Origin of the sequence: Actinomycetospora rhizophila, assembly GCF_042657905.1 — a bacterium.
GTDB lineage: Bacteria > Actinomycetota > Actinomycetes > Mycobacteriales > Pseudonocardiaceae > Actinomycetospora > Actinomycetospora rhizophila.
Genome location: NZ_JBHSKG010000001.1, coordinates 184,247 through 197,829, shown reverse-complemented (window position 1 = coordinate 197,829; position 13,583 = coordinate 184,247). Strand labels below are relative to the sequence as shown.

Here is a 13,583-nt window from a genome sequence, read left to right as displayed (position 1 = left end):
GGCGCCCGCACGCGAGGTGGAGGCAGCCAGGACGCCTCCACCCGCCACCGGCGGGACTCACCACCCAGCTGTGCAGCTGCCGCAGCTGATCAGACCTGAGGAGATCGAGATGAACGAGACGACGCTGACCATCGTCGGCAACCTGACCGACGCCCCGGACCTGCGATACGTGCCAAGTGGAGCGGCACGTGTGGGGCTCACGGTGGCCTCGACACCGCGTCGCTTCGATCGGTCGAGCGGTGAGTGGGTGGACGGGGATGCGCTCTTCCTGCGCTCTGTCGCATGGGGCCCGCTCGCCGAGCACGCCGCAGAGTCGCTGAGCAAGGGCGACCGAGTGGTCGTGACCGGCCGGCTGCGGCAGCGGTCGTTCGAGACTGCGGAGGGCCAGCGCCGACAGGTGATCGAGCTCGAGGTCGACGAGCTCGGGGTGTCGCTGCGATACGCCACGGCCCGCCCTCAGCGCAGCACGGCATCCACACGAGGGGACGTCGCGGGCACGGCCCAGGACGTCGACGACCAGGCGGAGGACCTGGTGGGCGGCCATGGCTGACACGAACTGGCGGGTACAGGCCGCGTGCCGAGGTGTGGACCCGGAGCTGTTCTTTCCGGAACCGTCGGACGAGCCTCGGGTGCGTCAGCAGGTCGCGGCCGCGAAGGCGGTGTGTCGCAGCTGCCCGGTACGCGAGCAGTGCCTCACCGACGCGTTCGAGCGTCTCCCGCACGGCGTCGCGGGTGGGATGACTGAACACGAGCGTCGACGGGCTCGAGCACAGCGCGAGCGCCCTGTCGAGCGGAAGCCGCGATGGGTCCGTCTCCTCGAGGGCGGCTCGTCCCAGCCCGAGGTCGCCGCCGAATACGGCGTGAGCGCTCGCACCATCGCGCGATGGGCTTCCTGCCTGCCCGCCGAGCACGCGGCGTCCTGCCCTCGAGGTGGTTCCCAGTGAGCGCCATCGAGACGAGTCGGCGTGAGCAGGCGGCGTGGTCGACACGCGAGCACGTGCGCCGAGTGGCCGTCGTCGCCTTCGGCACCGTCGAGCAGAGGGAGCCCATCGAGGGCATCCACGGGCTGTCCCGCCCCGGCCTCGACGACCCGCTCGCCGGGGTGAAAGCAGGCCGGCTGGTCGCCGACGTCGCGGCGGGCGCGCTGCGGGAGTGGGCACTGCGAGCTCGAGGCGCAGGCCACACCTGGGACGCCGTTGGCGAGGCGCTCGGCCTTCCCGCTGAACCCGACCTGACGACGCGCGACCAGGCGGCGTGGGAGTGGCTCATCGAGCACCGACCGCCTCCCGCGCCCAGCACCCTGCCGGCTTCGGCCGTGTGGACGTGCACGACGTGCCGGGGCCGGGTGCGCGACAGCGGCCCATTCGCCTCGCACCCCGACGACCGCGAGGTCGGCCATGTCCCTGACTGCGCCCGCCGCAATACGGCGCTCGAGGCGTGGCGACGCGGGACCGACGAGGACACAGAAGGAGACGAGGATGTCTAGCCGCCCGACAGCGAACCCGCGAGTCTCGTTCTCCACCCAGGATCGTGCGGCGCCCCTCCTGCTCGGGGTGGAGCTCATTCGCGCCGACCTCGCCCGGAGCGCACTCGGTCTGGAGCTCGGCGAGGCCCCGTGCGGCGGGCCGATCACATGGGCGCTGTTCATCGACGGCGCGCTGGTCGGTCGTACCGACGAGCCGATGACCGACGACGCCGCGCAGGCATGGGCGCGCCGCATCACCGGTGACGGGGTGCACTTCCAGCTCGCCCGCCGCGCCGGCGGCTACTGGCTCGCCGACACCACTGGTCTCGCCGCCGCCGCGGGCCATCCGGGTGAGGGCGAGTGGTCGCGGTGATGACCACGCTGCTGATCTTGGTCCTACTGGCCGGGGTGACGGTGCTGCTGGTCGCGCGGGGCGCGCGGCTGTGGGCGTGCGTGCCGGGGCTGCTGGCGCTCCTGCCGGCGGTGACGCTGCTGCAGGCCCTGTCGTGGCCCGGGCTGCTGGTCGCCGGCGGGCTGTTGGCGCTGGTGGGGTGGCATCGCTGGTCGCGGTCGCGGGCCACGATCACCCGCTGGTCGGCGCGCTCGCGGCGCCGCGCCGGGGTCGCGTCGACCCTCGACATCGCCCGCCACGCGGGCACGACGGCGACCCGCCGCCGCGCCGGGACGGTGCGCCCCACGCTGGCGGGGCTGTCGCGCCGGGAGCGCCTGGGGCTGCCGACCTCGGCGGTCGGGGTGGAGCTGTGCAGGGTCGGCGTGCAGCGGGTGTGGTCCTCGGTCGAGGACGTGACCCTCGTGTTCGGTGGGCCGCGTACCGGCAAGACCGGCTGGCTCGCCGGCCGGGTACTCGACGCCCCGGGCGCGGCGGTCGTCACCTCCACCCGGACCGACCTGCTGGAGCTGTGCGCCCCGATCCGGCAGAAGTCCCGGGGGCCGGTGTTCGTGTTCAACCCGGTCGGGCTGGGCGGTATCCGCTCCACGATCAGCTTCGACCCGCTGACCGGCTGCACCGACCCGGTCACCGCGATGGAGCGCGCCACCGACATGGTCGCCGCCACCTCCCGCGCCTCGCACGGGGACGCGGAGCGGTGGGACGCCCAAGCCCGCCGAGTGCTCGCCGCCCTGTTGCACGCCGCCGCGCTCGGCGGTGGGTCGATGCGCGACGTGCTCGGCTGGGTCGCCGACAACGACCGCGCCGCCCGCGAAGTCCCCGCCCTGCTGCGCCGCAGTCAGGTGGAGACCTTCGACAAGGCCGCCGAGCAGTTCGTCACCACCAACGACCGCACCCGCACCAGCATCACCAACTCGATCATGCCGGCGCTGGGGTGGCTCAACCATCCCGACGCCGCCGCGGCCGCGGCGCCCACGGATCAGCCCTTCGACGTCGAAGCCCTGCTCGCCGCGCGGGCGACGGTGTTCCTGCTCGGCGCCGAGGAAGCCGACACCGGGCCGCTGGTGTGCGCGCTGACCGGGCACATCGCCCGTGAGGCCCGCCGCCTCGCCACGGCGAGGCCGGCCGGCCGGCTCGATCCGCCGCTGCTGCTGGCGCTGGATGAGGCGGCGCTGATCTGTCCGGTGCCGTTGGAGAACTGGACCGCGGACATGGGCGGGCGCGGGGTCACGATCATCGCCCCGTTCCAATCCAGGGCTCAGCTGCTCGCGCGCTACGGGGAGCACAAGACCGCCACCATCCTGAACAACACCGGCTCGGTGCTGCTGTTCGGTGGCACCCGGGATCAGGCGGACCTGCAGTTCTGGTCGACCCTGGCCGGGGAGCGCGATGAGCGGATCACCACTACCGATCTGCACGGGCGCGTCGCCAGCCGCACCTTGCGCAAGGTGGCGGTGCTGGCGCCGGCACAGCTCGCGAACCTTCCCGCCGGCAAGGTCGTGGTCTACCGGCGCGGGATCGCACCGGTGATCGGGCAGGCCCGCATGGCCTGGACCCGGCCGGACGTCCGCGCTCACCAGGGTCGGCCCTCCAAGGCCACCCGGTGGCGCACGTCGGCCCACCGCCACTGGCGGCAGGCCCGCGCGTGGATCCGTGTTGGCCTGCCGGCGCTGCGGCGACGGATGACGGTGCATCGAGCAGACCCGTCCTCCACCAGGACGCCGAGCGGCGGCGCGCCGCTGGTGATCGACGTCGACCCGACCGTCGAGCCAGTGATCGGCGAGCGCGGCCCCGCCGCTGAGCGGGGGTGGCGGCGATGACCAGCCCTGAATCGGACAACCTGCCGACACCGGTGCCGAGCCTGCAGCGTCTGCTGGCGACCTGGCAGGCCTGGAACAGCCGGGACGTTCTCGCCCAGGCCGCGCACCGCGCCCACACCGCCGGCGACACCGAACGCGCCGCCGCCCTCCACTTCCTGCTCGACGCCGACGGACAGCCGGCCGGGCCGTCCGCGACCGAGGCGCTCGCTGCGCAGCACGAGCTCGCTACCCGGCTGGCCGGATGGCGCTGGCAGACCGTGGCCGCCGCCCGCGCCGAGGGCGCCACCTGGCGTGACATCGCCGCGGCCACCGGAGCCACAGCCGAGCACGCCCGCACCGAGTACGCGATGGACCTCGAGTGCGCTGAACAGGCCGCCACCGCCGCCGGGATCGCCTTCGACCACGACCGCTACCGCGGCCCCCTCACCGACGAACCCGATGACGAACTCGACCGAGCCATCGCCTCCACCGAGGAGCCCCCGATGACCGACCGTGCCCATGACGACAGCAACACCCACGGCGAGAACGCCTCGACCGAGGCTTATCGCTTGCCGACCCCGGACCTCGCCCTGCCGGTCGGCCAGCTCACGGACCGGGAGCTCATCGCCCGGGCCGAGCACTACGACGAGATCGCCCACACCGGGAGCCCTTCCGATCAGGCCGCCGCGCGGCGCGACCTCGACGCCGCCTGGACCGAGGCGGAACGCCGCGCCGATGGCCACCCCGCGGTCAGCATCCCGGCGCAGGTCGCCGGCTACATCGGGCTGGTCCGCGAGGACTACGACCACGCCCTCGCCGCCGAGACCACGACGTGGCGCCGGGAGCTCGACCACGCGCTCCGGCCGCTGGAGATCGAGGACCTGGGACCCCGCGAGGACATCCCGACCGCGCACGTCCTCACCGCCAACGAGGCGTCAGCCGACCCCGAGGGGGCCTGGCAGCGCTCCGGCGGCTGGGACCTGACTCTCGAGGAGCGGGCCGACCGGGCGCAGAGCCTCGCCCAGGGCGCTGGGGTGGACGTCGCGGGCTTCGACCCGAACACCGACGTCTACACCGACCCCGACACCGGGCAGGTGGTCCGCCTCGACGGCCGGGCCAGCGAGGCAGCTCCGCCGGCATTCGTCGATGGCGACGCGGCTCGGGGAGTTGAGGCGACGGGGGACTGGGACGCGGCGTCCGCGATCGCCGAGCGCGACGGGCACGTCGCCTTCGACCCGGCGGAGCCGGGCGGCTTCCGCGCGCTGACCGCCGACGAGCGTCGAGCGCTGACCGACCAGGTCAGCGCGACCCAGCCGGCTACCTGGGCGGCGGCCCAGCACGAGGCCTACCTCGACAGCCGACCCGACGAGACCACGGCCTACAACCCCGCCGCCGACTACGGCGAGCCCGACTGGCGCGAACCCGCCTCCGACGCCGAAGCGGCGGCCCGCACGGCGTGGCTCGACGAGCACACTGCACCGACCCCGGGGTGGCGGCCGCGGCCGCTCACCGAGGTCGAAACCGCATGGCAGGACGCGCAGGAGCGCGCGGTGCTCTCCGACCGTGCGCACGACTCCGACCCCTACGCCTGGGCCGAGGCTCGACGGCTCGAAGCCCTCACCGACCTCGCGCCCCTCCCTGCCCGCGACGCCCTGGACGACCTGCCCCGCGACGAGCAGGGCCAGCCGGACACCCTCGCGAGGCGGGAGTGGAACGACGACGCCGCGGGCAACGGCGGAGCCGACAACAGCGATGCGCCGTTCACCGACACGCAGGGCCGGTGGTGGCAGTCCACCGGCGCGTGGGCCGCCGGCACGTGCGACCCGGCCAGAGATCACGACGACGACCAGCTCGAAGCCCCCGACGACCCACAACGGCTGAACCGGCGCATGCACGACCTGCGCGCCACGCTCGCCGCCCGCGACACGAATGCCGAGGGCGAGGGTGAGCAGCGCCGCGAGCAGCTGGCCCGCTGGCACGAGAACGACCACCGCACTCCCGATGCGGCCGAGGTTCAGGGCGTCGAGATCGTCGACAACGGAGCCGACGAGAGCGGGTGGGGGCGATGACCCGGCGCCCACCCCGAGCGCCCGGGCTTGGGGGCGACGGCGAGGAGTTCGCCCGCGTCGAGGCGCTCGCCGGGCTGGCCCGCGAGGTCGACGGCCTCCGCCGCGGCATGGACGCGCTGGTCGGCACCCCGACCCGCGTCGACGACCTTGCCCGTACCGTTGCCCAGCTCGCCGACGCCATCGCCGCGACACCCACGCGGCCCGGCCCCACTGTGGCGCCGTCGTGGCTGGCCGCCCCGACCGACTCCGAAGCCCTCGCCGCCCTGCTCGACGAACTGTGCCGATGGCTGCACGCGATCTTCCTGCGCTATCCCGACGGCGCTGCCGTGCTGCCCGAGTGCTGGCTCTGGCACCCGGACGTCGTCGAGGAGCTGCTCTGGCTCATGCACGCCTGGCGCGCCGCCTACGAAGCCCGCGGCGCGTCGGTCCAGCTGGCCGGTGACTGGCATGACCGCCAACGACCCGGGGTCGTGCGCCGGCTGTGGGGTGCGGTCGGCTCCTGCTCTCGGGAACGCCACCAGACCCGCCCCGGCTGGAACAGCGCTCCCGTCGGCGCCACGCCAGTACCCGGCGCTGACGCCGCGACCTCGATCGCCTGGTGGTGGGCCGCAGCCCGCGACGACGCGCCCCCGGAGCCGGCATCCGAGAGCACCGGGGGCAACGGGTCGGGCATCAGCGCCGCCGTCGACGGCACAGGCGGCGGAGCCGGGTGGTCGCGATGACGGTGGAGCCGGGCGAGACCAGGACGCAGCGCAAGGAGCGTGAGCGCGCCGAACGGGCCGAATGGGACTACCTCACCAGCCGGCTCGGCATCCTGTGGCCCAACTACGACTGCTTCTGCGGCACCCTCGACGACCTCCGGCGGACTGTCGCCGACCTCGAGCGTCGCCAGGCTCGTGTCTGTCCTCCCCGCCACAGCGCGAGCGAGGGCGCGGTAGCGCGCGGTGCCGACCCGACCACGAGCGCCAAGCTCGCCGTCGCTCGAGCTGCCGGGCGTCTCTCGGACGACGGCGAGACCGCGGGCCCGCATCGCCCGTCCTCCCCCACGCGGAGTGTCGATCGAGCCGAGTTCAGCTCGATCGACGCCGACGCGGGGTGAGGCGCCATGGCCGAGACCGCACCGAGCGCACCGACCGGAGCAGGCCGAGGAGGTGGGAGCGGAAAGGGCGCGCTGCTCTGGCTACCGGGACTGGCGGTCGCGCTCGGCGCCGCCATCGCCACTGCCCACGGTCTGTTCGAGGTCGCCGTCGCAGCTCGGGTGCCGACCGGGATCGCGTGGCTCTACCCGCTGATCACCGACGGCCTGGCGCTGGTCGCCTACGGCGCCACCGCGCGGCTGCGGGAGGGCGCAGCTCGCTACGCCTGGGCCGTGGTGGTGATCGCCGCGGGCCTCTCCGGGCTCGCCCAGGCCGCCTACCTCGCCGGCGGCCCCACCGTCGAGGTCGCACCTGCGTTGCGCTTCGGGGTCGGCGCGTGGCCGGCCGTCGCGGCGGCCGTGGTCGCGCACCTGCTCTATCTCCTCGCGTCGGCCGCTCCGGGGGACCGGCGGCTCGTCGTTCAGCCGCAGCCAGCGCGCGATGACCCGACGGTCGTTCAGTCCACGTTCGTTCAGACCGAACCGTTCACCACCCCGCGCGTTCAGCCCGAGCGCCTGCCGACGGTTACAGAGCCGTCTCCGAACAGCGCTACCGGAGCAGCCGGCGACGACGCCCCGGAGGACGGCCCGGCCGACCCCCCGCGCTCACGATCGGCCGCCTCGCCGGCCCGCGACAGGGCCGAAGCGGCCGCGTCGCGCCACGCCCAACGGCACGGCGCCTGGCCGACCGTCTCCGAGCTCGAGACCGCCGCCGAGGTCTCCCGCGGCACCGCTGCCGCCGCGCTCAAAGCCCTCCGCGACCGACCGATGCCCCTGCACCTGATCACCACCACCGACCCCGACCCCGACGACGAGGCCCAACCATGACCACCCGACAGCCGATCACCACGACCACGAGGACGAACCAGAGCCACGACGAGGACCAAGAACCAGGACCACTTCCCGACACCGATCACTACACCGAACAGACGACACGACACGACCAACAAGACACCCGAACGAAAAGATCAAGGGAAAGATCAGAAGACGCACACCTAGGCATCACGATCCGTGGGTCCGGGCCGGCCTGCGGCCGGCCGGAACGACCGCGCGCGCCCCACCTGCTCGCAGAGCCACCGCTGACGACCTCGCCGAGGTCGTCCGAATGCTGAGCGTCTCCTCCGGATACTCGCCCGACTACCTCCTCAACGAGGTCGCGACCGGCCGCGAGTCCTACTACACCGGCGCGGTCACCGACGGCGAACCGCCAGGTCGCTGGTGGGGCGCCGGCGCCGAGAAGCTCGGCCTGCGCGGGCTCGTCGACGCCCAGGACATGCGCGGGATCTACGAGCGCTTCCTCGACCCCCGCCAGGAAGGGTTCTCAGACCCGAAGCGCTGGGACGGGGTCCCGACGCTCGGCCACACCGGGCGCCGGTACGCGTCCGAGGACGAGTTGTACGCCGCAGCGCTTGAACGCGAGCCCGACGCCTCGGCGGAACGCCGTGCTGAGCTACAGGTCGAGGCGGGCAAGCAGGCCCGCCACAACGTCGCCTTCCTGGATGCCACGTTCAGCGTTCAGAAGAGCGTGACCGTGCTGCATACAGCGTTCGAGGCCGAGGAAGTCACAGCCCGCGACGCCGGCGACGAGGACACGGCAGCGGCGTGGGGCGAGTACCGCCGAGCCGTCGAGTACGCCATCTGGGCGGGCAACAACGCTGATCTGTCCTACCTGCAGGACAAGGCCGGCTACGCGCGGGTCGGGCATCACGGTGGCGCCGCCGGCCGGTGGGTCGACGCGCACGGCTGGGTGGTGGCGTCGTTTTTCCAGCACGACTCGCGTGACCACGATCCGCAGCTGCACATCCACAACCCGATCCTCAACCGCGCCCCGGGCGACGAGGACGACGAGTGGCGCACCCTGGACTCCCGCGCGATCCACAAGTTCCGGCCTGCCGCGGCCGCCGTCGGTGAGCGCACCACGGAGGAGCACCTCGCCCGCGCGCTCGGGCTGCGGTTGGCGATGCGCCCGGACGGGAAGGCGCGCGAGGTCGTCGGCATCGACGACACGGTCACCGACCTGTTCTCGTCTCGGCGCCGCGCGGTCACCGAGAAGGCCGCCGAGCTCATCGCCGAGTTCGAGGCCCACCACGACCGTGAGGTCAACGGCCTCGAGCGGGACCGTCTCTCCCGTCAGGCCACCATGGCCACTCGCAAGGCGAAGTCCCACGAGGGCGAGACCCGCACCCAGTTCCTCGACCGGGTCGACGCCCAGCTGCGCGACGAGGTCGCCGGCGGCCTGCGCTCGGTCGCCGAGGACGCCCTCGCCGCCCGGGACGAGGACCCTCCCGCTGCCGGCGAATGGTCACCGACGGAGGTCCTCGAGACCGCACTGGCCGATGTGCAGACCCGCAAGGCCGCCTGGACCCGCGCCGACCTCACGCGCGCGATCAACGACGCCCTGCCCGACACCCTTGGGCTGACCAACGGCGACGACGTCGCCGGCCTGCTGGACTGGCTCACCGACGAAGGCGTCGACCTCGCCACCCCGCTCGACGCCGCCCGGCCCGGCGATGACGCCCTGCCCGAGGAACTACGACTGGCCAACGGGCGCTCGGCCTACGACGCGCCCGGCGCGAAGCTCTACGCCACTCCCGAGCACGTCCACACCGAACGCGTCCTGACCGCCGCCGCCCGCCGCGGCGACGCCACGGCGGCCCCGACCCAGTTCGCCGATCGATTCCTGGCTCAACTCGGCGGCTCCGGAGTCGAGCTCGGGGTCGACCAGGCCGCCGCCGTCCGCGGGGTCCTCACCTCGGGAGCGAGGATCGAGACCCTCGTCGGGCCCGCCGGCACCGGGAAGAGCTTCGTCGTCGGCAGCATCGCCAAGGCGTGGTCCGACCCGCAGCTGCGAGGCGCCGGTGCCGGGCGGGTATTCGGGTTGGCCACCAGCCAGATCGCCACCGGGGTCCTCACCGACGAGGGCATCGACGCCCGCAACGTGAAGCGATGGCTCGACACCCAGGACCGCCTCGCCGTGGGCGCCCAGATCGACGACGCCGCGACGTGGCGGCTGCGATCCGGCGACCTGGTCGTGGTCGACGAGTCCGCCATGGCAGACACCACGGCACTGGCCGCCATCTACGAGCACGTTGAGGCCGCCGACGCCAAGCTTCTCCTGGTCGGCGACCACCGCCAGCTCGCTGCCGTCGGCGCGGGCGGGGCGATGGACCTGCTGGCCCACGCAGGCGCCCGCTACGAGCTCACCGAGACCCGCCGCTTCCACGAGGACTGGGAAGGGCCTGCCTCGCTGAGGCTGCGCGACGGTGACGAGACCGTGCTGCGCGACTACCACCGCCACGGGCGGCTCATCGACGCCGGCACCCTCGACGACGCCGAGGCCTCCGCCAGTAGGGCATGGCTGGCCGACACCCTCGCCGGGCGCCGGTCCGTGCTCGTGGTCGACACCAACGACCAGGCCGACCGCCTCTCCGCGACCCTGCGCGCCGAGCTCATACGCCTCGGCCACGTCAAGGAGGGCGGGGTCTCGCTCGGGCGGGACGGCAATTACGCCGGCGTCGGGGACCTCGTCGCCGCGCGCCGCAACGGCTGGGAGCTCACCGGACACGAAGGCAACCGTCGCGGCCCGGTCAACCGGGAGACCTACCGCGTCACCACCGTCGGCGAGGACGGCTCGCTGACCGTCGCTCCCGTGAACGGCCGGGACGAGGAAGGCGTCGAGGTCCTCGGGGACCGGCTGGTCCTGCCCGGCGACTATGTCGCTAACGACGTGTCGCTCGCCTACGCCGGCACCGTCCACGCCACCCAGGGTCTCAACGTCGACACCGGACACCTCGTGGTCACCCCCGGCACCAGCCGCGCCGCCACCTACGTCGGATCCACACGAGGGCGCGAGTCCAACACCCTCCACGTCACCACCACGACCGGGCCGGCCGACCCCGCCGACGGCTCAGCCACGAGCCACTCCCTGCACCGCGACCCGCTGGCTGTACTGGCCGGGATCATCAACCGGGACGACAGCGCAGAGTCCGCCTCCGCCCTCGCCACGGCCACCGAGTCCGCGACCGAGCACGACAGCAGCCGCACCGCGGGCGAGCTCTTCGCTGATGCCGCCCACCTCGCGGCCACCGAGCGCACTGGGCGCTGGCTCGACGAGCTCGCCGCGGACGGCACGATCTCCGCCCACGACCGCGCCCGGCTTGCCGCCGAGGACGGGGCCGTCTCGCTCACCCGCATCCTGCGCCGCGCCGAGATCGCTGGCCACGACGCCGAGACGGTCCTGCGTGACGCGGTCACCGACCGGCCCCTCGACGGCGCCCGCAACCTCACCAACGTCATCCACGGCCGCATGCGCGACGCCCACACCTACGACCCCGAAGGTCGGACCTGGGCCGACTGGACCCCGGCCACCGGCCGTGCCGACTGGGACCGCTACCTGTCCTCCCTGGCCGACGCCGCCGACCGACGCAGCGCCGAACTCGGCGGCCAGCTCGCAGCTGAGCCGCCTCGCTGGCTCACCGAAGCGCTGGGACCGGTGCCCGAGTCGCTCGCCGAGCGCGACCAGTGGCAGGACCGAGCCAGGTCCGTTGCCGCCTGGCGGGAGCTCAGCGGCCACGACGAGGACGAGGACGCCCTCGGCCCCGCTCCCGGGCCCGGCAAGGTCGAGGCCCATGCCGCCTACCGGGCGGCCTGGCGCGCCCTCGGCCGCCCGGAGATTGACCGCGAGGAGCTCGAGCTCTCCGATGGCCAGCTCCGCGTTCGTATCCGCGCCCACGAGCGCGAAGCCACCTGGGCGCCCCGCTACGTCGCCAACGAGCTGTCCGGCACCCACCAGGCCGCGACTCGCGCCCGAGAGGACGCACAGCTACGCCGGGCCGAGACGGACGCCGCCACCGACCTCGACGACCAGGTGCGGCTCCGCGCCGAAGCGGAACAGACCGCCACACTCGCGCACACCCTCGAAGGGCGCGCCGCCGAACTAGGCGAGCTCGACGACGCCCGCTCCCGCTGGCTCGCCCACACCGCCGGCACCCGAGCCGCCGCCGAACGAGCCAAGGCCGAACTCGCCGCGCGTCACGCCGACGATGAACCCGAGGAACGCACCACCGCCACAGAATGGCTTGCTGCGCATCGCGCGGCCGTCGCTGACGAGGAGGTCCACCGCGACGTCACCGAGGACGATGTCACGGACCGTCCGTTCGACCTTCACCAGCACGAGCTGAAGGATGTGGACCGCGACGACACGGACCCGGGCAACGAGGGCCGTCACCATGCGGACCACGAGGATGAGAACCGTGGTGACGCGAGCTTTCAGGTCGAGGTCGAGCCGATCAGCCCCGACATCCGAGAGGTGGCGGCCGCGGAGCCGGACCCCGTCGGTGAAGACCATGTGCGCGTGCCCACTGCCGACGAGACGTCGGCAGCCGTTGAGAAGGCGAATCGCGCGCTCGCTGAGATCCGTGCTCGCGAAGAGGCCGACGCCAGAGAGGAAGCCGAACACCGCGCAGAGCAGCTCACGCACTGGCAGGCCCGTGACTCGGAGGTCGAGACCCGCGATGACGCGATCGAGCCTCTCGGCGGCCTCGGCCGCGAGACCGTCGACGACCTGGACGATGTCGACGCGTGAAGCGCTGCGTCACACCTCGGCCGCGATCTCGAGGTCGAGCGGGGGCGGACCCTGTCGCCGCCACGCCCAACGCAACGTCGCCCGTACGCCCTCGCACCAGCCGGGACGAGATCGCGCGAGGTCTGGGCGCAGCTCCTCGAGCCGCTCAGCGGCGAGGAACTCGGCCTCGATCAGCTCCTCGTAGGCCATCGCCGTCCGCCGTGTCGCAGGCGCTGGTGTGCTGTCCGCGAGTCCGATCTGGAGCCGTGATGGTGCTGTCGCGAGCCATCGGCACGTCGTCGCGACGGCTGCCGCGTACCAACCCTCGCCACCACGAGACGCGTCGTCGTGGTCCCGGTCAGACGCCGCTCGCCAGACCGCGACGAAATCACTGAGAGGCACGCGAACGTTCCGCGCCGGCATGGCGGCCACGTCCGCGTCGGTCACCTCCATGCTCGACACGGTGACATCCGGGCCCGACAGGCGGAAGCACCAGCGTCTCGAGTACGCCCGGGAAGCGCAGCTCGACTTCGGACCACGCAGCGACTCTCACGGATGCGTGGCGACGGCGAGGACGGCGTCCACGGCCACGCGTCGTCGAACGGGGGTGGGTGTCGGCAGCGCGATCTCGTGCACGGTGGCGAGGGCGGTGACGATGACGGCGCGGGACCGCAGGGGACTCCGGATGCCGAGCGCGGTGCCGGCGTCGGCGACCAGAGCGTCGACGAGAGCCTCCAGTCGGGCGCGCATGGCAGGGACCGTTCGCGAGGTCTGCCACAGGACGCTTGCCTCGGGCTGAGTGTTGACCGTGATCAGCTCGGCGACGAGCCACCGCACCCACGATTCGTCATCTTGGTCCGGGCCGCGACCGACCAGGTGACTGGCCACGCGGTCGAGGTGGCGGTCGTAGAGGGCCGCCATCATCGCGTCCTTGTCGGGGAAGTACTGGTAGAGCGATCCGATCGAGAGGCCAGCCCGCTCGGCGATGTGGTTGGTCGTGGCTGCGTAGCCGCGCTCCCCGAAGACGTGAGCAGCCGCGTCGAGTATCCGCTCCACGGTCCGCTTGGACCGCGCTTGGACAGGGCTCCGCCGGCTGGCCACCGATCAAGTAGAAGGCGAGTTGCCCGATCTGAGCAATCCTCA

The 13,583-nt window shown here is 73.2% G+C and carries 12 protein-coding genes; 10 read left to right on the top strand and 2 right to left on the bottom strand.

All coding sequences use genetic code 11. The annotated features are described in order from the left end of the window. Positions 1 to 70: 70 nt before the first annotated feature. The 10 genes from ssb (at position 71) to mobF (ending at position 12,461) form a co-directional block, all read left to right on the top strand. Positions 71 to 550: a single-stranded DNA-binding protein gene (gene ssb, locus ACFPK1_RS00970; RefSeq protein WP_378019027.1), complete on the top strand. Its 480-nt coding sequence runs from the start codon at positions 71 to 73 to the stop codon at positions 548 to 550. Then, the gene (locus ACFPK1_RS00965; RefSeq protein WP_378019026.1) at positions 543 to 944 is read left to right on the top strand and encodes a WhiB family transcriptional regulator; all 402 of its coding nucleotides are present in this window, start codon (positions 543 to 545) and stop codon (positions 942 to 944) included. Before ssb ends, ACFPK1_RS00965 begins: the two co-directional genes overlap by 8 nt. Next, entirely contained in the window at positions 941 to 1,486 is a 546-nt protein-coding gene (locus tag ACFPK1_RS00960; protein WP_378019025.1) for a hypothetical protein, read from the top strand. Before ACFPK1_RS00965 ends, ACFPK1_RS00960 begins: the two co-directional genes overlap by 4 nt. 67 nt (positions 1,487 to 1,553) lie before the next feature. Next, positions 1,554 to 1,838, top strand: coding sequence for a hypothetical protein (locus tag ACFPK1_RS00955; RefSeq protein WP_378019024.1), 285 nt, complete (start codon positions 1,554 to 1,556; stop codon positions 1,836 to 1,838). Then, positions 1,838 to 3,694 (top strand): type IV secretory system conjugative DNA transfer family protein, encoded by a 1,857-nt coding sequence (locus ACFPK1_RS00950; protein WP_378019023.1) that lies wholly within the window; start codon positions 1,838 to 1,840, stop codon positions 3,692 to 3,694. The genes ACFPK1_RS00955 and ACFPK1_RS00950 overlap by 1 nt, the downstream gene beginning before the upstream one ends. After that, complete coding sequence (locus tag ACFPK1_RS00945) at positions 3,691 to 5,742, top strand: hypothetical protein (protein WP_378019022.1); 2,052 nt, start codon at positions 3,691 to 3,693, stop codon at positions 5,740 to 5,742. The genes ACFPK1_RS00950 and ACFPK1_RS00945 overlap by 4 nt, the downstream gene beginning before the upstream one ends. Continuing rightward, on the top strand, positions 5,739 to 6,464 hold the full coding sequence (locus ACFPK1_RS00940) for a hypothetical protein (protein WP_378019021.1): 726 nt from the start codon (positions 5,739 to 5,741) through the stop codon (positions 6,462 to 6,464). The genes ACFPK1_RS00945 and ACFPK1_RS00940 overlap by 4 nt, the downstream gene beginning before the upstream one ends. Next, the gene (locus ACFPK1_RS00935; protein ID WP_378019020.1) at positions 6,461 to 6,841 is read left to right on the top strand and encodes a hypothetical protein; all 381 of its coding nucleotides are present in this window, start codon (positions 6,461 to 6,463) and stop codon (positions 6,839 to 6,841) included. Before ACFPK1_RS00940 ends, ACFPK1_RS00935 begins: the two co-directional genes overlap by 4 nt. Positions 6,842 to 6,847: 6 nt before the next feature. Then, a complete protein-coding gene (locus ACFPK1_RS00930) occupies positions 6,848 to 7,705 on the top strand; it encodes a hypothetical protein (RefSeq protein WP_378019019.1) in 858 nt (285 codons plus the stop codon). A 277-nt stretch (positions 7,706 to 7,982) separates the two neighbouring features. Beyond that, entirely contained in the window at positions 7,983 to 12,461 is a 4,479-nt protein-coding gene (gene mobF / locus ACFPK1_RS00925; protein ID WP_378019018.1) for a MobF family relaxase, read from the top strand. 9 nt (positions 12,462 to 12,470) lie between these two features. Here mobF and ACFPK1_RS00920 read toward each other — a convergent pair whose 3' ends face one another. Then, positions 12,471 to 12,893, bottom strand: a complete 423-nt coding sequence (locus ACFPK1_RS00920) for a hypothetical protein (protein ID WP_378019017.1) — start codon at positions 12,891 to 12,893, stop codon at positions 12,471 to 12,473. Between the two features lie 96 nt (positions 12,894 to 12,989). Further along, positions 12,990 to 13,541, bottom strand: coding sequence for a TetR/AcrR family transcriptional regulator (locus ACFPK1_RS00915; RefSeq protein WP_378019016.1), 552 nt, complete (start codon positions 13,539 to 13,541; stop codon positions 12,990 to 12,992). Positions 13,542 to 13,583 lie beyond the last annotated feature (42 nt).